18 protein-coding genes and 1 other RNA gene are annotated in these 19,335 nt (G+C 54.8%); all 19 read left to right on the forward strand.

The window, feature by feature from the left end; all coding sequences use genetic code 11:
* The first annotated feature begins 411 nt into the window (after positions 1 to 411).
* A complete protein-coding gene (glf, locus tag HMPREF2927_RS01805; RefSeq protein ID WP_005508581.1) occupies positions 412 to 1,599 on the forward strand; it encodes a UDP-galactopyranose mutase in 1,188 nt (395 codons plus the stop codon).
* A gap of 2 nt (positions 1,600 to 1,601) precedes the next feature.
* Positions 1,602 to 3,608 (forward strand): glycosyltransferase, encoded by a 2,007-nt coding sequence (locus HMPREF2927_RS01810; protein WP_070685007.1) that lies wholly within the window; start codon positions 1,602 to 1,604, stop codon positions 3,606 to 3,608.
* Complete coding sequence (locus HMPREF2927_RS01815; RefSeq protein ID WP_070685009.1) at positions 3,605 to 4,486, forward strand: ABC transporter permease; 882 nt, start codon at positions 3,605 to 3,607, stop codon at positions 4,484 to 4,486. Before HMPREF2927_RS01810 ends, HMPREF2927_RS01815 begins: the two co-directional genes overlap by 4 nt.
* A gap of 4 nt (positions 4,487 to 4,490) precedes the next feature.
* Positions 4,491 to 5,264: an ABC transporter ATP-binding protein gene (locus tag HMPREF2927_RS01820; protein WP_070685011.1), complete on the forward strand. Its 774-nt coding sequence runs from the start codon at positions 4,491 to 4,493 to the stop codon at positions 5,262 to 5,264.
* Positions 5,265 to 5,719: 455 nt separating this feature from the next.
* Positions 5,720 to 6,982 (forward strand): TadA family conjugal transfer-associated ATPase, encoded by a 1,263-nt coding sequence (locus tag HMPREF2927_RS01825; protein ID WP_070685013.1) that lies wholly within the window; start codon positions 5,720 to 5,722, stop codon positions 6,980 to 6,982.
* The gene (locus HMPREF2927_RS01830) at positions 6,982 to 7,836 is read left to right on the forward strand and encodes a type II secretion system F family protein (protein WP_005505400.1); all 855 of its coding nucleotides are present in this window, start codon (positions 6,982 to 6,984) and stop codon (positions 7,834 to 7,836) included. Before HMPREF2927_RS01825 ends, HMPREF2927_RS01830 begins: the two co-directional genes overlap by 1 nt.
* The gene (locus tag HMPREF2927_RS01835; protein WP_049345773.1) at positions 7,833 to 8,765 is read left to right on the forward strand and encodes a type II secretion system F family protein; all 933 of its coding nucleotides are present in this window, start codon (positions 7,833 to 7,835) and stop codon (positions 8,763 to 8,765) included. The genes HMPREF2927_RS01830 and HMPREF2927_RS01835 overlap by 4 nt, the downstream gene beginning before the upstream one ends.
* Before the next feature lie 108 nt (positions 8,766 to 8,873).
* Positions 8,874 to 9,101 (forward strand): hypothetical protein, encoded by a 228-nt coding sequence (locus tag HMPREF2927_RS01840; RefSeq protein ID WP_005505403.1) that lies wholly within the window; start codon positions 8,874 to 8,876, stop codon positions 9,099 to 9,101.
* Entirely contained in the window at positions 9,101 to 9,556 is a 456-nt protein-coding gene (locus HMPREF2927_RS01845; RefSeq protein ID WP_070685015.1) for a TadE family protein, read from the forward strand. Before HMPREF2927_RS01840 ends, HMPREF2927_RS01845 begins: the two co-directional genes overlap by 1 nt.
* A complete protein-coding gene (locus HMPREF2927_RS01850) occupies positions 9,522 to 10,028 on the forward strand; it encodes a pilus assembly protein TadE (protein ID WP_168165219.1) in 507 nt (168 codons plus the stop codon). The genes HMPREF2927_RS01845 and HMPREF2927_RS01850 overlap by 35 nt, the downstream gene beginning before the upstream one ends.
* On the forward strand, positions 9,991 to 10,551 hold the full coding sequence (locus HMPREF2927_RS01855) for a pilus assembly protein TadG-related protein (protein WP_083311141.1): 561 nt from the start codon (positions 9,991 to 9,993) through the stop codon (positions 10,549 to 10,551). Before HMPREF2927_RS01850 ends, HMPREF2927_RS01855 begins: the two co-directional genes overlap by 38 nt.
* 262 nt (positions 10,552 to 10,813) lie before the next feature.
* Positions 10,814 to 11,941, forward strand: a complete 1,128-nt coding sequence (prfB, locus tag HMPREF2927_RS01860) for a peptide chain release factor 2 (RefSeq protein ID WP_049327697.1) — start codon at positions 10,814 to 10,816, stop codon at positions 11,939 to 11,941.
* Positions 11,942 to 11,960: 19 nt separating this feature from the next.
* The gene (gene smpB, locus HMPREF2927_RS01865; protein WP_005505423.1) at positions 11,961 to 12,455 is read left to right on the forward strand and encodes an SsrA-binding protein SmpB; all 495 of its coding nucleotides are present in this window, start codon (positions 11,961 to 11,963) and stop codon (positions 12,453 to 12,455) included.
* Between the two features lie 129 nt (positions 12,456 to 12,584).
* On the forward strand, positions 12,585 to 13,049 hold the full coding sequence (locus tag HMPREF2927_RS01870) for a DUF4190 domain-containing protein (RefSeq protein ID WP_070685019.1): 465 nt from the start codon (positions 12,585 to 12,587) through the stop codon (positions 13,047 to 13,049).
* Positions 13,050 to 13,287: 238 nt separating this feature from the next.
* Positions 13,288 to 14,157 (forward strand): DUF4190 domain-containing protein, encoded by an 870-nt coding sequence (locus tag HMPREF2927_RS01875; protein ID WP_070685021.1) that lies wholly within the window; start codon positions 13,288 to 13,290, stop codon positions 14,155 to 14,157.
* A gap of 366 nt (positions 14,158 to 14,523) precedes the next feature.
* Positions 14,524 to 14,896: a transfer-messenger RNA gene (gene ssrA / locus HMPREF2927_RS01880) on the forward strand.
* Positions 14,897 to 15,313: 417 nt separating this feature from the next.
* Positions 15,314 to 17,218 (forward strand): HsdM family class I SAM-dependent methyltransferase, encoded by a 1,905-nt coding sequence (locus tag HMPREF2927_RS01885; RefSeq protein ID WP_199774571.1) that lies wholly within the window; start codon positions 15,314 to 15,316, stop codon positions 17,216 to 17,218.
* Positions 17,208 to 18,230 (forward strand): restriction endonuclease subunit S, encoded by a 1,023-nt coding sequence (locus HMPREF2927_RS08880; protein ID WP_083311142.1) that lies wholly within the window; start codon positions 17,208 to 17,210, stop codon positions 18,228 to 18,230. Before HMPREF2927_RS01885 ends, HMPREF2927_RS08880 begins: the two co-directional genes overlap by 11 nt.
* A gap of 432 nt (positions 18,231 to 18,662) precedes the next feature.
* Complete coding sequence (locus tag HMPREF2927_RS01890; RefSeq protein WP_070685023.1) at positions 18,663 to 19,268, forward strand: hypothetical protein; 606 nt, start codon at positions 18,663 to 18,665, stop codon at positions 19,266 to 19,268.
* Positions 19,269 to 19,335 lie beyond the last annotated feature (67 nt).

Below are 19,335 nucleotides of genomic sequence, written 5' to 3' on the forward strand. Positions count from 1 at the left end.
GGTTCACGGCTTTGTCCCGTCGATCGTTTGGTGGTTCAACAAAATCGCGATAGCTATTCACAATGAATATTTACCCGTAAACCAACTTTCCTTGCCGTTGGTGGAACGTCAAAGTCTGCAGAAAAAGAAACTCGCTCAGACCCGCTTGACCTCGGGGTTCGTGAAGAATATTCACTCGGGGAAAGAGTGTGCGAACAATAGCCCAAAAGCCACTAAAAACACGTCATAAGTATGCGTGAGGCATGATAAACGGGTATCTTAGATTATGACTATATCCATCACGGGTGGGGCTTTTTGTCCCTACCCGTGCGGATTGCGGCGCGACTGAGAACACTCGGATGTGTCCAATCTGGTAGGTGAATACCGCCCTCGCAGAAGCGGCGGTGCGCCGTGATAATACAGGAGAAAACATTGACCGCTGACCTCGTAGTAGTCGGTTCGGGCCTCTTTGGTCTGACCATCGCAGAACAGGCTGCCACTGAGCTGGGCCTGAAGGTTGCCCTGCTGGACCGCCGTTCCCACATCGGTGGTAACGCATACAGCGAGAAGGAGAAGCAGACCGGTATTGAGGTGCACCGCTACGGTGCGCACCTGTTCCACACCTCCAACGAGCGTGTCTGGGAGTACGTGAACCGTTTCACCGAGTTCACCAACTACGTACACCGCGTGTACACCCGCCACAACGGCATCGTCTACCCCATGCCGATTAACCTGGGCACCATCAACCAGTTCTTCAACGCAGCTTACTCTCCCGCAGAGGCAAAGGCGCTCATCGCTGAGCAGGCTGGCGAGCTGGCTGGTACCGACCCGCAGAACCTGAACGATAAGGGTATCTCCCTGATTGGTCGCCCCCTATACGAGGCGTTCATCAAGCACTACACCGCTAAGCAGTGGCAGACCCCGCCGGAAGAGCTGCCCGCATCCATCATTTCCCGCCTGCCGGTTCGCTACAACTACGACAACCGCTACTTCAACGACAAGTACGAGGGTCTGCCCGTTGACGGCTACGCAGCGTGGCTGGAGCGTATGGCGGCGCACCCGAACATTGAGGTGCACCTGAACACTGACTTCTTCGAGCCCGGTCACCAGTACTCTCGCGAGAACGTCCTGGGTCAGATTCCCGTGGTCTACACCGGCCCGGTTGACCGCTACTTCGACTACGCTGAGGGCGACCTGTCCTGGCGTACCATCGACCTGGAAGAAGAAGTCCTGCCGATTGAGGACTTCCAGGGTTGCTCCGTGATGAACTACCCCGATGCTGATGTTCCCTTCACCCGCATCCACGAGTTCCGTCACTTCCACCCCGAGCGTGACTACACTAAGGATGCAACCGTCATCATGCGCGAGTACTCTCGCTTCGCGAACAAGGGTGACGAGCCGTACTACCCGGTCAACACCTCCGTGGACCGTGAGAAGCTGCTGGCGTACCGCGACCTGGCTAAGGGCGAGAACAATGTGCTGTTCGGCGGCCGCCTGGGTACCTACAAGTACCTGGATATGCACATGGCTATCGGCGCTGCACTGTCCATGTTTGACAACAAGATCCGCCCGCACTTCGCTAACGGTGCGAAGATCGAGTCCGGTGGTGTTGACGCATAACCATGGCTGATAAGACTTTGAAGAACCTGCAGCGGGTTATTTTCCCGAGCGCGGTTGAGACTGACGTCGTGCCCCTGTACGTGGACGCGAGTGTCGCAACCGGCGTTCAGCTGCCCACCCGTATTGACGGTGACGCTTCCACCTCTATTGCGGAGGCGATGAACACCTCCGGTCTGTCTGTGTCGAGCTCCAGCGCGAACCGTGATGCCGCGAACAGCCTGAACAGCCGTCGCTCCATCACCGTGAACGCGGGTCAGAGCCTGTCTTTCGGCACGTACTTCAATGCGTTCCCCGCTTCGTACTGGCGCCGCTGGACTGACCTGCAGAAGGTCGTGCTGAGCGTTCAGACTCGCGGCGAGGGCATGGTCATTGTGTACAAGTCCAACGGCCGTGGCGTGATTCAGCGCGTGGATGCGAAGCTGCTCTCCGGCGAGGAAACCAACACATTCACGCTGCCTCTGGCACCGTTCGGTGACGGCGGCTGGTACTGGTTCGACCTGGCTGGCACCACCGACCTTGAGCTGGTTGAGGCGAACTGGCTGGGCGACATTGAGCCCCGCGCAGACGTGAAGGTTGGTCAGGCGACTGTGCAGATTACCACCATGAACAAGGTAGAGTACTGCATCAACAACATTCGTGCTCTGGGTGAGAGCCCCGAGATTTTCGATGCTGTGCACGAGTTCCTGATTGTGGATCAGGGCACCCAGAAGGTGCAGGACCACGAGGACTTCGAAGAGGTCGTCAAGCCCCTCTCCGGTAAGTTCCGCATTATCAACCAGGGCAACCTGGGTGGTTCCGGTGGCTTCTCGCGCGGCATGTTTGAGGCTGTTAACAACGGTTCCGATTACGTGCTGTTGCTTGATGACGACGTTATCGTTGAGCCTGAGTCGATCCTGCGTATGGTGATCTTCGCGAACTACTGCAAGGAACCCACCATCGTGGGTGCGCACATGTTCGACATGTTCGACCGTTCGGTCCTGCACGCGTTCGGTGAGGTTGTTGACCCGTGGCGTAACTTCTACGCTAAGCCGCACAATGACATGGCGATGGGCCACAACCTGGGCCACTACAACCTGCGTAACACCCCGTGGCTGCACCGCCGCGTGGACGTGGACTATAACGGCTGGTGGATGTGCCTTATCCCGACCACCGTCATCAAGGAAATCGGTCTGTCTCTGCCCCTGTTCCTGAAGTGGGATGACGCTGAGTACGGTCTGCGCGCTAAGGCTGCGGGCTTCTCTACTGTGTCCTTCCCCGGTGCGGGCGTGTGGCACGTGTCCTGGACCGATAAGGATGACTCCGTCGGCTGGCAGGCGTACTACCACGAGCGCAACCGCCTCATTACGGCGCTGCTACACTCGCCCTTCGATAAGGGTGGCCGCGTGCTGCTGGAGTCCCTGTTCTTGGACGTCAAGCACACCCTGTCCATGCAGTACTACACCGAGGCTGGCCGCCTGATGGCGCTGGAGGACCTGCTCTCCGGCCCCGATCACCTGCACCCCTCGCTCTCGCAGCGTCTGCCGGTGATTCGTGCGATGGCTAAGGAGTACCCGGAGTCTCAGGTGAAGCCGAACGTGGATGATTTCCCGGCTATCCAGACGAAGAAGCCTCCGTTCCGTGGTCGCCGTTCCTTCGCGTCCCCCGGTTACAAGAAGCTTGCTTCCTGGACCGCGAAGACTGTTGCTCGTCAGCTGTTCAAGCCGGTGAGCGAAGAGGCGAAGGCTCACCCGCAGATTCAGCTGAACTACGGCGAGACTAACTGGTGGACCCTGTCGAAGTTCGATTCGGCTCTGGCGACTAATGCTGAGGGTACCGGCCTGTTCTGGTACCGCCGCGACCCCGAGCAGCTCAAGTCGAAGCTGGCTCAGGCTGCTAAGCTGCACGTTCAGCTGGTGACCGGCTGGGATAAGCTGCGTGAGCAGTACCGTTCGAAGGCTGCTGAGGTTGCCTCCTACGATGTGTGGGCTAAGACCTTCGCCGAGCATACGGATTCTGAGCTGACCCGATGAACGATCTGAAGTCTGTTCCCCTGAAGGCGCCCGGCCGTGGGCGCGGCATCCTGGATGCGGTGAAGAACCGCTACCTGCTTCGACTGCTGGTCGATAAGGAAATCCAGGTCCGCTACCGCGGCTCGGTGCTGGGCATTTTGTGGTCGTACATTAAGCCGGGTGTGCAGTTCCTGGTGTTCTACATTGCCATGGGTATGTTCCTTGGCTTGGAACGCGGTATGCACAACTATGCGGTGTACCTGTTCTCGGGCATGATTGCCATTAACTTCTTCTCGGAGGGTTTTGGTAATGGTGCTCGCGCCATGGTGGTTAACAGCGCGCTGATTCGTAAGATTTACCTGCCGCGTGAGCTATTCTCGCTGTCGACGGTGTGGGTGGCTCTGGTGCATTTTGTGCCTCAGATTGCTGTGATGCTGCTGGCCTGCTTCTTGGTGGGTTGGTCCCCGACTTTCCTGGCGTTTGGATCGATTCTGGCGGGCATGCTCATCGTGATGCTGCTGTCCTATGGTCTGGGTCTGATTTTCGGTGTGGCGAACGTGTTCTTCCGCGATTCGGAGAACATTGTGGACATGCTGCTGATGGTGGCTACCTGGTTCTCGCCGGTGCTGTACTCCTGGACCATGGTGCGTGACACCCTGTACCCCTGGGTGTTCAACGTGTTCATGCTTAACCCGTTGACGGTTGCCGTGGAACTGTTCCACTACGGTTTCTGGCATCCGACGCTCCGTCCTGAGGATTTGGCGCTTCCTGCTTCGCAGGTGGTTCCGCATCTCTTCAGCTTCTGGACTCCGATTGCCCTTGGTATTTCTCTGCTGACCGTTTTGATTGGTGATTTGCTCTTCCGTAAGTTTGAGGGCAACTTCGCCCAGGAGCTCTGATTCTGTGGATATTAAGAAGCTTGAGTTCCCGCCGGTGAGCCCGGACGCTCCCGTGGTGATTCACGTGGAGAATTTGGTGAAGCGCTTCGTTCTGCGCCACACCCGTTCGATGAAGGAAGCTTTTGTGTGGCTGATTAAGGGCCGCAAGGGTGATCTTTCGGAGAAGTTCAATGCGCTCAACGGCGTGAGCCTGGACATTCGTCAGGGTGAGCGTGTGGCTCTTCTGGGTCTGAACGGCTCGGGTAAGTCTACGCTGCTGAAGATGATTTCTGGCGTGATGCGCGCCGATGAGGGTGAGGTTCTCATCCGCGGCAACATTGCGGGTCTGATTGAGGTGGGCGCTGGTTTCCACCCGGATCTGACCGGCCGCGATAACGTGTACCTCAACGGCGCAATCTTGGGTATGACCAAGGATGAGATTGAGGCTTCCTTCGATTCGATTGTGGATTTCGCTGAGATTCACGACTTTATCGATACCGAGGTGAAGTTCTACTCTTCGGGTATGTACCTGCGTCTGGCGTTCTCGGTTGCGGTTCATACGAACCCGGATATCTTCCTGGTGGATGAGATTCTTGCGGTGGGCGATGAGCCGTTCCAGAAGAAGTGTATTGCGAAGATTCAGGAGCTGTGCTCTGCTGGTAAGACTCTTGCCGTGGTGAGCCATGACCTGGATTTGGTGTCTAAGATTTGTGACCGCGGCGTGGTGCTGGAGCACGGTAACCTGCGTTTTGACGGTCCGATTAAGGAAGCCGTGAAGGTGATTCGTGGCGGCGGCTAACCGCTAGATAATTGCTGGTGATGGGGGCGTGTATTCCCGATGGGGGAGTTCACGCCCCTTTACTGTGCCCGAAAGTTGTGCCCGGGAAGGTGCTGCTGCTGGGTAGGGTTCTTGCGTTTTAGCAGGGGAGGCAACGGCTTTTAAGACGAAATGTTACGTGTGCACCGAGTGCAATATGGCAGTGATTGACGGTGAGCGGTTCGAGGGGTGTACCTGCAACTATTCTGCAAGTCACAGCTGACTAGGTGTTTTGAAATTTTAGTGCACGTTGGGTAACAATATGTGCAATTCTATGCATCAAAAATGCTCAAATACTATACTCGTAAATATTAAGGGGCGTTTTATTACATTTTGATAAATTTGATGCGCTGAGGGTAGGGTGATGGTGGCATTGATGTATCAATGCTTCACCGTATTCCACACAACCACACCACACACAGCATCGGATCATTTCAATGGAGAACACCGTACTGGATACCCGGGCGGAGCATCTAACTCTGCTCGAGGAGAATATCCGTGAGGCAATGCGCCACCGCAGCCTGGACCCGCACGAGGACCAGCATACGGTGCGTGGGCTCATTGACGAGCACCTGACCGATTACGAACAGCGACGCACCCGCATTTCCCTGCCGGATTTGGGCGACCGCGAATCCGTGATTCAGCGCCTGCACGATGAAATCTGCGGCTTTGGCGTGATTCAGCCGTTCCTCGATGATGAGAGCGTTGAAGAAATCTGGATCAACTCTCCTGACGAAATCTTTATCGCCCGTAACGGCGAAAGTGAATTGACCGGTCTGCACCTGAGCGCCGAGGCGATCAATAGCTTGCTGGAGCGCATGCTCAAGCCTTCGGGCCGTCGTGTGGACCTTTCCTCCCCGTTTGTTGATGCATCCCTGCCGGATGGCTCCCGCTTGCACGCGGTAATTCCCGATATTACTCGCAGGCACACGAGCATCAATATTCGTAAGTTCGTGGTGCGTGCCCGCCGCCTGCCCGACCTGGTGCGCATGAACTCGCTGAGTGCCGGCGCGGCGTCCCTGCTACACGCGGCGGTGGAGAGCGGCATGAACATCCTCGTTTCGGGCGCAACCCAGGCGGGTAAGACCACGATGCTGAACTGCCTGTCGGCATCCATTCCGCCGCGTGAGCGCGTGATTACGTGCGAAGAAATCTTTGAGCTCGCGGTTCCGCTACGCGATGTGGTGGGTCTGCAGTGCCGCCAGCCGAACCTTGAGGGCACCGGTGCGATTGAGCTACGCCGCCTGGTCAAGGAGGCTCTGCGTATGCGTCCGGACCGCATCCTCATTGGTGAGGTGCGTGAGGCGGAGTCCCTGGATATGCTCATTGCGCTCAACGCGGGTCTGCCGGGTATGTGCACGATTCACGCGAACTCGGCGCGTGACGCGGTGACCAAGATTTGTACCCTGCCGCTGCTGGCGGGCGAGAATATTTCCTCGGCGTTCGTGGTGCCGACCGTGGCGTCCTGCTTTGACATTGTGGTGCATTGCGGCCGCGATTCGCGCGGTCAGCGCCAGGTCGAAGAGATCAGCATGCTGGGCGGCCGCGTTGAGGACGGCGTGATTGAGATGTCCCCGCTGTTTGTGCGCCGTGACGGTCAGATGATGTGTGTGGCGTTGGAGCTGCCGAACCCGGACCGTTGGGTTCGTGCCGGTCACCGCCCTGAGCAGGTGCTGGCTGCGGCGAAGGCGGGGCAGTAATGCCTCTGTTTCTGAGCCTGATTTTGGGGTTGGGCGTCTGCCTGATTTACCTTTCCTGCTTTCCTGATAACGGCAAGCCGCCGAAGCCGAGTAACGATCCGGCGCTGGTTGTGGCGTTGCGTAAGGCGGGTATGCATTCGCTGACTCCTCGCACGTTCATGTGGGTGAGCGTCGCCAGCGGTGTGAGCGCGTCGGTTCTGCTGCTGATGCTTACTCAGCTTTTGCCGCTGGGTCTGCTGGGCCTGATTGGTGGTTTTGCGGCGCCTCGCGTGATTGTGAATCATCGTGCCCGTGCGGCAGATGCCCGTATTTGGCAGTTGTGGCCGGATGCGGTGGACCACCTGCGTTCGGCGATTCGAGCGGGTCTGTCCCTGCCGGAGGCGCTGATTCAGCTCTCGTACCGCGGCCCGGAAGAGCTGCGTGATGCCTTCGCCCATTTCTCGCGTGATTACCGCGCGTCGGGTGAGTTTGTGCCGTCGCTGAACCGTTTGAAGGAGTACCTCTCTGACCCGGTGGCGGACACCATTATTGAGGCGTTGAAGATTGCCCGCGAGGTGGGTGGTTCGGACCTGGGTAAGCTGCTGGGCACGCTGAGTGATTTTCTGCGTGAGAATGCGCGTACCCGTTCGGAGCTTCTGGCTCGCCAGTCGTGGACTGTGAATGCGGCTCGTCTCTCCTGTGTGGCGCCCTGGTTTGTGTTGTGCTTGATGGCGACTCAGCCTGCCGCGCGCATGGTTTATAACTCCTTTGCCGGTGCGATGCTGATGATTGCCGGTGCCGCTATCTCTTTGGCGGCGTACCGCCTGATGCTGCGTATTGGTGAGTTGCCGCGTGAACGGAGGGTTTTCGGGTGAACCTGCCTCTGATTTTTGGTCTGCTGTTGGCGACCGGCGTGGGTCTGATTCTTTCGTCGGTACTGAATACTCGCAGTATTTCGTTTTCTGATCGTGTGGCGTCGCAGCTGCGCGGTGAGACTCTGCGTGAGTCACTGTTGAAGGAGCAGGAGCGCCGTGAGCCGAGCCTGCTGGAGGCGATTTCGGCGTTCTGCGCGCCGCTTCTGCGTTCGCTGTCCTCGTCATTGAGCGGCTCGTCGCTGAGCGATAGTTCGGTGCAGGAGCGTCTGCGTCGTGCCGGCTCTTCGCAGAGTGTGAGCGCGTTTCGTGCTGAGCAGCTGCTGTGGGCTCTTGCCGGTGTGACCGTCATGAGCGCCTTGACCGTCATTGGCGTGGTGCAGGAGCGTTTCTCCATCCTGGTGGCTCTTGTGCTGGTGCTGGTGAGCGGTTTGAGCGGCTTCCTGGCGCGTGACTGGTGGCTGGGCGAGGCGGTGACTAAGCGTGAGAAGCAGCTGGTTGCTGAGTTCCCGGCGCTGGCGGAGATGATGGCTCTGTCGGTGACGGCGGGCGAGTCGGCGCTGGCGGCTTTGGAGCGTATCTGTTTGACCTCTCGCGGTGAGTTGGCTCGTGAGTTTTCTGAGATTTTGGCGCAGACCCGCACCGGTGTTTCGCTGCTGAGCGCGCTGCAGGAGTTCGCGGAGCGTACTCGCGTTCCGGCGTTGAGCCGCTTCGTTGAGGGTATTGCTGTTGCGATTGAGCGCGGTACCCCTCTGGCTGATGTGTTGCGTGCGCAGGCTCAGGATGTGCGCGATAACGCTAAGCGTGAGCTGATGGAAACAGCCGGTAAGAAGGAGATTGCGATGCTCGCCCCGGTGGTGTTCTTCATCCTGCCGCTGACGGTGATTTTTGCGGTCTTCCCGGGCTTATCGCTCATGCGTTTGAACTTTTAGATTTTGCGGCGGGTACACACCGTACCGGTCGCACCGCGGTGGGCTGGGCTGATTGCCCGGTGCGCCGCACCAACCACACACTACACCCTTTGATAGAAGGAGAAAATCATGTTCCGTCGTTTCCGCACCACCCTCACCGTGCTGATTGCCCTGGCTATCGCATCCGTGCTGGCTCTGCGCCTGAAGAACAAGCAGGATGACCCCGAGCGCGGCGACGTGCCCGGCTGGGTCATGATCACCATGATGAGCGCCGTGCTGGTTGCCGCTATCTTGGCGATTGCTCAGCCCGCTCTGACCAAGATGTTCAACGACGCGATTGCTCTGGTTCACCAGTAATGCGTAAGCCCCGCATCGCTTCTGAGCTGACTGCCGCTGAGCTATCCTCTGCGGAATATTCCGTGGAGGAGAGCGAGCGCGGTGACGCCAGCACGGAATTCGTCATGGTCGGTGCGCTGTTGGTGTTGCTGACCATGGCGATTCTGCAGGTTTCTTTCGCCCTGTATGCACGAACCATGTTGGTGGATGCTGCGGCGGCTGGGGCACGTTACGGTACGATGCGTGACCGCACTCCGCAGGAGGGCATGGAGCGTACCCGTCAGATGATTGCGGGGGTTCTTCCGTCTTCGTATGCTGAGAATATTTCGTACCGTCAGAGTAGTGATTCTACGGGTGTGCGCACTTTGGAGGTGACGGTGAAGTCTCCGTTACCGGTGCTGGGCCCGTGGGGTTTTCCGGATTCTATTGAGGTGAAGGGGCATGCGATTTATGCGGAGCATCGTTCCGGTGATTAGCGACTTTTCGCTTCGGCAACGGGTGAAGGAACGCCTGAAGAGCCGCTCTAATCGGCATAATCCTGAAGAAGGTAGCGCCATTGTGGAGTTCCTGGGCTTAGGTATTACTCTGCTCATCCCGGTGCTCTACTGCATTCTGACGATTTTTAGCTTGCAGTCTTCGGTGATGGCAGCTCATGCGGCGAGCGCCCAGGTGGTGCTGTACGTGCAGGAGCAACCGCAGGATTCGTCGGTTGGCCCGGATTTAGCTCAGCGTCTGGCGGTGCATGCTGCCGCTGACTATGGGGTTGAGCCCTCCGATGTGAGCGTGTCGTTGAGTTGTGCGTCGGGGGAGTGCGTCTCGGGTACGAAGGCCTACGCCACGGTGACGGTTCAGGCGCGTCTGCCGCTTCTGCCTTCGTTTATGGGTGGCGGCGTGATTCCGGTGAGTTCTCATGCGACGAGTTGGGGGTCTGGTCATGCTGATTCCTAATGGTTTGCTGGCTCGTGCCAACATGAAGATTCGAGCCCGTGTGCAGAGCCGGGCGCTCGCCGCTGACCCGATTGCCTCAGGCCGCCTCGCCGCTGACCCGATTGCCTCAGACCCGGAAGAGGGCAGCAATGCCCTGCTGATTGTGGGCATGCTGGCGTTGCTTCTGCTCATCGGTTCGGTGACGGTGGCGATTACCGGTGCGTATCTGCAGACACAGCATCTGCAGGATGTGGCGGACGCTCAGGCGAACTCGATTACCCGCACGATGCGCACTCCGGATGAGGCGAGTGGATCGGCGGCATGGGAGTATGCGAGTGCGTACCTGGCTGAGGTTCAGCCGGGGCAGGATTTTCATGCGGTGCGCCTGGAGAACGTGTCCGTGGATTCTGATCACAGTGTGCACGTGTATCTGTCGGCTCGTATTCGTCCGCCGCTGCTGTCGATTCTGGTGCCTGATGGTATTGAGGTGACCGCTCACGGTTCGTCGCGTTTGAAGACGAGCCAGGGCCCGTCCACCGATTAGTGCGTCCATCAACGGCGCACGGACGTATCGGCGCACGGGCTTATCGGCTCACTCGCTTATTGGCGTGTTATGAGCCCCCTAGACTGCGAGGGTGCATCCGCAAGGTAGTGTAACGGCTAGCGGATGCGCCCTCGTTTTATGCCCTTTTTAGGTCTTCATTGCGTGGCTTCTGCCCTCTGCCTGCCTTATCCTTCTGCGCTGTGGGCTGTTGCGGACTGTAACGGCGGGACTTTCTGGCCGTTTCGCGATAGTGTTAAAAGCTATGGCATCCTTCGACTTTTCTGCTGAGATTAAAGAGCTTCGCGCGATTTTCACCTCTATTGCTGCTGTGAGCGATATTGAGGGGATTGAGCGCGCCATTGAGGACCTGTCTGCGCAGGCTGCCGCACCCGATTTGTGGGATGACGTAGAGAACGCGCAGAAGGTGACGAGCGCACTGTCGTATAAGCAGTCGGAGCTGAATCGTCTGCGTTCGCTGTCTTCTCGCATTGATGATGTTGAGGTGATGGTTGAGCTTGCCGAAGCGGAGGATGAGGAGACTGCCGCCGAGCTGCTCGCTGATGCTGAGCGTGAGTGCGGTGAGATTCGCGCCAAGCTGGAAGAGCTTGAGGTGCTGGTGCTGCTGTCGGGTGAGTACGATCAGCGTGAGGCTGTGGTGACGATCCGTTCGGGCGCCGGCGGCGTGGATGCTGCTGATTTCGCGGAGATGTTGCTGCGCATGTACCTGCGTTGGGCGGAGAAGAACGGCTACCCGACGAAGGTTCTGGACACCTCCTACGCTGAGGAGGCGGGACTGAAGTCGGTGACCTTTGAGGTGAACGCGCCGTACGCTTTTGGCCGCCTGTCGGTGGAGGCGGGTACTCACCGCCTGGTGCGTATTTCGCCGTTCGATAATCAGGGCCGCCGCCAGACCTCGTTCGCGGCGGTTGAGGTGATTCCTCTGATTGAGCAGACGGATGCTATTGAGATTCCCGAGTCTGAGATTAAGGTGGATGTGTTCCGCTCATCGGGCCCGGGTGGTCAGTCGGTGAATACGACGGATTCGGCGGTGCGTATGACTCACTTGCCGACCGGTATCGTGGTGTCGATGCAGAATGAGAAGTCGCAGTTGCAGAACCGTGCGGCGGCTTTGCGTGTGTTGCAGTCCCGCCTGTTGCTGTTACGTAAGGAGCAGGAGGACGCGAAGAAGAAGGAGCTTGCCGGTGACATTAAAGCAAGCTGGGGCGATCAGATGCGCTCCTATGTTCTGCATCCGTACCAGATGGTGAAGGATCTGCGTACCGGCTATGAGGAGGGTAATACCTCTAATGTTTTGGATGGCGGTTTGAACGCCTTTATTGATGCTGGTATTCGCTGGCGTGCTTCGGGGCGCGCGGCTGAAGAGAGCTAAGACGTATAAGGATTGAGTGATGGCTCAGAAAAAGAAGAAAGACGCGAAGAAGGACCCGAATAACGCGATTATTGCCCAGAATAAGAAGGCTCGCCACAACTACAACATTGTGGATACCTATGAGGCGGGTATTGTTCTGCTGGGTACTGAGGTGAAGTCTCTGCGTGATGGTGGGGCGTCCATTGTGGATGGTTTCTGCCAGGTGACCGATAACGAGATGTGGCTCGAGGGTATTCATATTGCGGAGTATGGTTACGGTACGTGGACGAACCATGCAGCTCGTCGTCGCCGTAAGCTGCTGCTGCATCGTTCTGAGATTAATAAGTTGGCGCAGAAGCTGAAGGAGACCGGTTACACAGTGGTTCCGTTGAAGCTGTACTTCTCGAATGGTCGTGCGAAGGTTGAGATTGCTTTGGCGACCGGTAAGCGTGAGTATGATAAGCGTCAGGCTTTGCGTGAGCGTCAGGATGACCTGGAGGCGCGCCGCGCGATGCGTTACCGCAACCTCGGCTAGGGCTGAGGCAACGGCCGGGGTGCACGGCTGCTCCAGGAACTTGCCGGTAGGGTCTAGGCGCGGTTCCTCGCGTATAATGGTTGAAAATTCGCGGCGTACCGCGAGCACCATACATTTTTGAGGAGACACATGTCTGAGAACCCGAACTACCAGCAGAACCCGGGCGAGTTCATCCCCGCACCGCAGCAGGCACCGGCATACAACATGCAGGGCGGCTACCCCGGCTACCAGCCGACTCCGAGCTCGGCTCTGGCGATTGCTTCGCTGATTCTGGGTATTATTGGTCTGCTGTCTGGCTGGCTGATTTTCGGTGGCGTGCTGGGCCTGGTTGGCGTGATTCTGGGTATTGTTGCCCTGGTGAAGGTGAAGAACGGCACTGCCTCCGGTAAGGGTATGGCGATTGGTGGTATTGTCACCGGTGCGCTGGGCATGATTGTTGCTGTTGTTGTGCTGATTCTGGGCATGATTGGCATTGGCATGCTCGGCGACTGCGCTGAGAAGGCCGTGCAGGATTCGAGCGGTAACTATGTGTGCACCATTCATGGTGAAACCATGACGATGAGCCCCGATGAGTACAAGGTGTACCGTCGTTAAATCGCGTTGAGTCTTTGAAGCGTTGAGGGACCGAACAGTGTTGAACTATTCGGTCCCTTGCTCTTTTTCGGCGCTGAATCTGCCCGATTGGTGGATTCTGGGCGCTGAATCTGAAATCTTGAACTTTACAGATGACCCAAATGACGGCTTATTTATATAATGGAACCGAACTCAGCGCGCAATGGTGCGTTGGGCGAGTATAAATTGTTCGCTGCAACTGTGAAGGAAAGAACGACGGATGTCTGAGAATAACTACGGAAACAACCAGGGGAACGCACAGAACCCCTACGCTGTTCAGCAGCCTAATTCTTCCGCCCAGAGCTCGTACGGTCAGGCTCCTTCGGCACAGAACACCTACGGCCAGGATTACGGTCAGAGCGCATCCGCTCAGAACACCTACGGCCAGGCACAGCAGCAGAACGCTACTCCGCAGAACTCGACCCAGCAGAACCAGTACGGTCAGTTCAGTGCGCAGCCTTCTTCGCAGAATGCTTACGGCCAGAACGTTGCTCAGGGTACCTCTGCCCAGGGCGCTGCGGCTCAGAACATCTACGGCCAGCAGCAGTACGGCTACGGTCAGGACGCTTCCTACCAGGCGCAGCCCGCTCAGCAGAACCAGTACGGTTACGGCCAGGAGGCTTCCTACCAGGCGCAGCCCGCTGACTACAACTACCAGCAGAACTCTTACCAGCAGCAGCCTCAGCAGGATGCTTACGGTTACGGTCAGCCCGCGGGTTACCCGTATGCGGCTCCCGTGACGAAGAAGGCTCCCGGCATGGCGCTGGCGGCAATGATCCTCGGTATTGCGGCTGTGCTGACCGGTTTCCTCGTGTTTGGTGCCCTGCTGGGTATTGCCGCGATTATTCTGGGCGCGCTGTCCCTGAAGAAGACTAAGGAAGTTGGCGCGGGTAAGGCATTCGCGCTGACCGGTATTATCACCGGTGCGGTGTCTGTCCTGATTTCGATTTGCATGCTTTTCGTATACATTTCTTTCTTCCAGACCGCTGAGAAATGCCTTGAGGTTGGTACCGAGGATGGTCACGGTAACGTGGTGTGCCAGATTGGTGATAACCCGAACAACCGCATGACTGTTTCTGCGCGCCACTAAGGTTTGACCGCCTAATTTTGACCACCTAATTTTGGCTACCCAGTGCGGTACGCGAACGGGGTGGGGCTCCCAGATGATCTGGGGAGCCGCACCCCGTTTGCTGTGCCCGTGATCTTCTATGTCGATTTTCTGCGCCCGCCGTTGATCCGGGTGTGTGTGCTGGAGGCGCGCTCGCTGTATCCTCTGCGTCCGTTCTTGGCTGGTGTTCTCTGCCAGTGAGCGTGCCGCGTGTGCGGGGTGGGGGACTTGCACGCCGTTAAACATCTTAGATATACTGAATCTCTACCGTGTTTGAATGGCACCGCGGCATCAAGGTATGTCGAGGAAAACTTTCAGAAGACGGTGGGCTTTTTGATAAAAGCATAGGGGGATGATCGGTTTCGACGATGTGAGTTGAGATGGGTGAAGCGTGCCGAGGATGCAGGGTTATCTCGTTAACGCCCTCTGCAAAAAATTAAGTGCAGAATCTAAGCGCACTGACTTCGCACTCGCTGCCTAAGCGCGAGTTGCCGTCTGTCGGCCTGAGCATGCCTTTGGCTCAGTTACCGGCATCGACTTAAAAGGCCACTGCTGCTAGCCCTTGTTGCGGGGGTTAGCGGGACTTTTACGTGACTAGGTTCGTCGGTATATGTGTTTATGCAAGTACCGGAGCCGAAAAGTAGCGTTCGCATAAACTGCGCACGGAGAAGCCCCGTTGACGCCACATCGGACCGGGGTTCGATTCCCCGCATCTCCACGATCTCCCAGCCGTCCGCTATCCCGTATGGGGTGCGGCGGTGATAATCGGTTCCAATCCAGAGGAAGAACCGCGGTAGGTTTCTACCACCCGGCAGGACGCCCTACGGCGTCACTGCCGGGTATTTTTATGCCCTCTAGTAGCTTGAATTTGAGAGACACATCGATATATATCATTTGAACAGAGCTAAATATAAGTTGGGGAGGCAATTATGCCTCATAGGTTTCCAGCTAAAAGCATCATCAGGCGTTTATGATATTTACTTCATAAAGAGGTATCGTAGAGGAAATACTCTTCGAAGAGCGGGATGTTGGCCTGGCGGTTTCTAAGCTGAAACTGAGGTAAATCATCTGGTAGGTAGCCTACCTGCTAATAAGAGTAGAGAAGCCGTACTGCCTCGAGAGCGGAGGAAGAGCTGCTATGAGCAGGTACGGATATCGATTGGTAGACGCTGTAGACCTCGACATAGGGGCTACAGAATACATAGGAGGTGAACAAGTAATGAATCGGTTCAATATCATTGACACGGTTGGTCGTGAGTACCTTACGGAGAATCTCGAGAAAGGTGAATTTAGCTATCCTAAAGCTTTCAAAGAGAATGGTCTTGAATTTGACCCAATCATGAAGAAGAAGGGGAAAGGCTCTTGGCAGTTTCTTGATATTCGATTTGAGCTGTCAGGAGTTTCGCTGCTCATTGAGACAAAGAACAATGCTGATAAGTGGCCTACTGTCGAAGAGCAAATTGCTGCATATGTCGAATATGAGAAGCGGTTAACTGGTAACAAGATTATTGCGATGGTTGCAAATACCGAGGATGATCGCATTACTGTTTGGAAGTCTGCGGTTGAGGACGACCGAAAACTGGTAGACGAAAAGGCTATCCGTACGATGCCGGAGTATGTGGCTATGTTTGATGCAAAGCATATAAACAATAAGGAGGAGGTGATGCGCAATACTTATAAGCTCAATGAAAAGCTGCATCGTTACGGTATTAATGAGAAGTTGCGTTCACAGTTTGTGGGAACCTGTCTCCTTGCGATTAAGAATGGCCTTGTCTATAGTCGTGAGATGAAAACATCTCAGATTATTATCGGTATTCATGATATTCTAGAAGAAATGCTTGAACATTCTTTAGAAAAAGCTGAGAAATTAACCCTGATTGATAAGCGTGTTCTAAAAAGTCAGGATGTTCGCGATATAAACAATAAAGGATTTTGTGAAATTCTTGATCTTATTAAAAAAGAAATTTTTCCGTTTATAAATGATAAAAGTACTGCTGGTCAAGATCTGCTGAATCTATTTTTTGTTACATTTAATAAATATGTTGGTAAGTCAGATAAAAATCAGGCTTTTACCCCGGATCATATAACGGATTTCATGTCAACCATCTGTAACGTAAATAAAAATTCAGTTGTTCTTGACATGACGTGCGGTAGCGGTTCTTTCCTTGTGCGCGCAATGACTCAAGCCCTTGACGATTGCCACACGATGGCCGAGGAAGATCAGGTTAAGAAGCATCATATTTATGGTGTGGAGTATGATGAGCAAGTGTATGGTCTTGCCACTACGAATATGCTGATTCACGGGGACGGAAATTCAAATATTGTTCGAGGTAGTTGTTTTGATGAAGTTCCCAAATTTATTGAAGGGGGTGTTAAATTTGATGTTATTTTAATGAATCCTCCATACAATGCAATGGTAAAGCAGGTTCCGAAAAAGTTCTCTGAAAAATGGGGAACTGCTAAGCAGGACCCGTCTAAGGGGCTTTACTTTGTCAAATTTATTCTTGAGCAAATGAATGAAAATAATATGCGGGGTAAATTGGCAGTTCTGCTTCCTATGGCGTGTGCTATTGGAAATAGCTCACTGATGAAGCAGATGAAGAATGAAATTCTGAAGAATAATACATTGGACGCTGTTTTTTCGTTGCCTGACGATATCTTCTACCCCGGCGCAAGCGCATGTGCTTGTTGTATGGTTTTTGATATTGGAACTCCACACGCTTCTGCCAAGCGGGAGACTTTCTTTGCATACTGTAAGGATGACGGTTTTAAAAAGCGTAAGAATCTAGGTCGTGTCGAGCAGATAGATGAGAATGGCGACAGTCTATGGGCTGCAATTCGTAGAAAATGGATTGACACCTATAAAAACCGTGATGTTATTCCTGGATTTAGTGCACGACATATGGTTACGGGCAATGATGAATGGTTGTGTGAAGCATATATGGAAACTGACTACACGACTTTGACTGATGGTGATTTTCAGCAGACGATTAACGATTATCTTGCATACTTAGTGAAGGCGGGATTTGTATATGAAAATTGATATGAGTTCTTGGAAAAATTTTCTGCTTGAAGATATTATTGAAATAATCAATGGTAAGGGGATAACAAGTGAAGAGATTGAGAATAATCCTGGAACTTTTGAAGCTGTTCAAAGTGGCGAGGGAAACAATGGTGTAATAGGTTATATTGATAAAGCTTATTGCCAAGATAAAGGCTACTCGTATTGTGAAGAGCCTTGCCTAACCGTAGCTCGAAGTGGTACAGCAGGATTCGTCTCATTTCATGAGCAAGGGTGCGTTGTTGGTGACTCAGCAAAGATACTATTGGTAAAAGACTCTAATGCGAAGAAACGTAATGTTTATTTATTTTTGCAAACCTTACTAATGGCGAATCGTTTTAAATATAACTATGGTAGGAAAGTTACCGAAACCCTATATAGGCAAACTGTTATTAAATTGCCTTCAACATTGGAAGGTGATCCGGACTGGGAATGGGTGGATTCCTATATTGGGTTATTGCGTAGTGAGCCTTTGACGACAAAAAATAAAAAACTTGGCCCTTCGATAGATCCTAATAATTGGAAGTGGTTTCAGCTTGGTGGCGAATTTGGTTTATTTGATATATGTAAAGGAAAACGATTGACTGCAGAAGACCAGACGGATGGATTTACTCCATATATTGGGGCTATAGATTCAAATAATGGCGTCTCGAATCTTATCGGTCAAAGCCCTATTCATGAAGGAAATACTATTTCTCTGAGCTATAATGGGTCAGTAGGAGAAGCGTTTTATCAGCCTCTACCTTATTGGGCAACGGATGATGTAAACGTATTGTATCTTCGCCCTGAATACGGGAAGCTTAACCCAGCTGTGGGGCTATTTGTATGTTCTGTACTCAGAAATGAGAAATATAGGTACTCTTATGGTCGTAAGTGGACGCTTGATAATATGAAAAGGACAATGATTAAACTCCCTGCAACCTTTGAAGGTGCGCCAGATTGGGGTCAGATGGAGGAGTATATAAAATCGATGCCTTATGGCGATAGACTATAAGGATAGATTGGCCTATCTCTTTTGAGATAGGCCAATCCGTCGTTACATAACTTATTCTCGTTATTCCCTATATATTCATAGGGTTCTACCACCCGGCAGGACGCCCCACGGCGTCACCTGCCGGGTATTTTTATGCTCAATTGTCGGGTCTATATTGTCGGTCTGTTCTGGGGTGTACCGGCGTGCCCGAGGGTGCTCAGGTGACCGCATTGTAATGAGAACGCCATCAGAGAAGACGAAAACGCACCCTATGGCGTAGTATCGAAGGGTAGATATCGTTGTTCGGCGTTGATTGTTCATTCAATCTCACCGGCAACATTCGAGAGCAACCACAGAGCCACCAAACGAGCCACAGAATAGCCGGTCATAGGGACGCCACCGCTACGACGCGGTAGCTACACAGCCGCTATGACGACCACTCAAGGACGCACCATGGAAAACCAGATTCCCGCCCCCTCCTTCCCGGAGCAGAACAACGCAAACTCCCCGCAGCCGGTACCTGCAGGCGTCGCACCCGGCGCTCCCCTCGGCGCAGCACCCGCTGGCCCCGCCCTGGGCGTGGCACCCGCTAACGTGCGCGACCGCGACGACAGCTACCAGCGCATCCCGGACATCTACCGGGTACCGGCTGAACACCGCCGCCCCTACGGCGAGACCACCGGCGACTTCCGCGGCCCCGGCTACTTCTACTCCATCGGCGCGTTTGGCGCCTCCCTGGGTGCCCTGGCCCTGACCCTCTACGCGTGGGTTCAGGTCGCGGCACTCCACAGCGAAGCAACGCTCAACTCCCGCGGTTATAGCTCCTCTGCGTATAGCTCCAATCTGAGTCTGAGCCCCAACATCATGGTGATTACTCTGCTGCTCGTGGGTCTGATCCCGGTAGGCGTGTCTATCTGGCTTGCCATCTACTCGGCGAAGGTGAACGCCGGTCACACCACCAAGTACACCTCGAAGATGACGACCTTCAACATTCTGGCGTACATCATCTCGGGTCTGAGCCTGCTGGGTCTGCTCGGAACCCTCACGATGCTGTCCTAAACAGGCTTATTTGCTCTCATAGCGATACATAGCGAGGCGGCGGCTTTCCACTGACCGGAAAGCCGCC

This window comes from Rothia sp. HMSC061E04 (genome assembly GCF_001813685.1).
Classification (GTDB): Bacteria; Actinomycetota; Actinomycetes; order Actinomycetales; family Micrococcaceae; genus Rothia; species Rothia mucilaginosa.

Bases quoted from the DNA above. Each gene is read 5' to 3' on its own strand.
- HMPREF2927_RS01825 (WP_070685013.1), top strand. From the start codon at position 5,720: ATGGAGAACACCGTACTGGATACCCGGGCGGAGCATCTAACTCTGCTC.
- HMPREF2927_RS01875 (WP_070685021.1), top strand. From the start codon at position 13,288: ATGTCTGAGAATAACTACGGAAACAACCAGGGGAACGCACAGAACCCC.
- smpB (WP_005505423.1), top strand. From the start codon at position 11,961: ATGGCTCAGAAAAAGAAGAAAGACGCGAAGAAGGACCCGAATAACGCG.
- HMPREF2927_RS01810 (WP_070685007.1), top strand. From the start codon at position 1,602: ATGGCTGATAAGACTTTGAAGAACCTGCAGCGGGTTATTTTCCCGAGC.
- HMPREF2927_RS01815 (WP_070685009.1), top strand. From the start codon at position 3,605: ATGAACGATCTGAAGTCTGTTCCCCTGAAGGCGCCCGGCCGTGGGCGC.
- HMPREF2927_RS01830 (WP_005505400.1), top strand. From the start codon at position 6,982: ATGCCTCTGTTTCTGAGCCTGATTTTGGGGTTGGGCGTCTGCCTGATT.
- HMPREF2927_RS08880 (WP_083311142.1), top strand. From the start codon at position 17,208: ATGAAAATTGATATGAGTTCTTGGAAAAATTTTCTGCTTGAAGATATT.
- prfB (WP_049327697.1), top strand. From the start codon at position 10,814: ATGGCATCCTTCGACTTTTCTGCTGAGATTAAAGAGCTTCGCGCGATT.
- HMPREF2927_RS01870 (WP_070685019.1), top strand. From the start codon at position 12,585: ATGTCTGAGAACCCGAACTACCAGCAGAACCCGGGCGAGTTCATCCCC.
- HMPREF2927_RS01855 (WP_083311141.1), top strand. From the start codon at position 9,991: ATGCGACGAGTTGGGGGTCTGGTCATGCTGATTCCTAATGGTTTGCTG.
- HMPREF2927_RS01840 (WP_005505403.1), top strand. From the start codon at position 8,874: ATGTTCCGTCGTTTCCGCACCACCCTCACCGTGCTGATTGCCCTGGCT.
- HMPREF2927_RS01885 (WP_199774571.1), top strand. From the start codon at position 15,314: ATGAGCAGGTACGGATATCGATTGGTAGACGCTGTAGACCTCGACATA.
- HMPREF2927_RS01845 (WP_070685015.1), top strand. From the start codon at position 9,101: ATGCGTAAGCCCCGCATCGCTTCTGAGCTGACTGCCGCTGAGCTATCC.
- HMPREF2927_RS01890 (WP_070685023.1), top strand. From the start codon at position 18,663: ATGGAAAACCAGATTCCCGCCCCCTCCTTCCCGGAGCAGAACAACGCA.
- HMPREF2927_RS01850 (WP_168165219.1), top strand. From the start codon at position 9,522: ATGCGATTTATGCGGAGCATCGTTCCGGTGATTAGCGACTTTTCGCTT.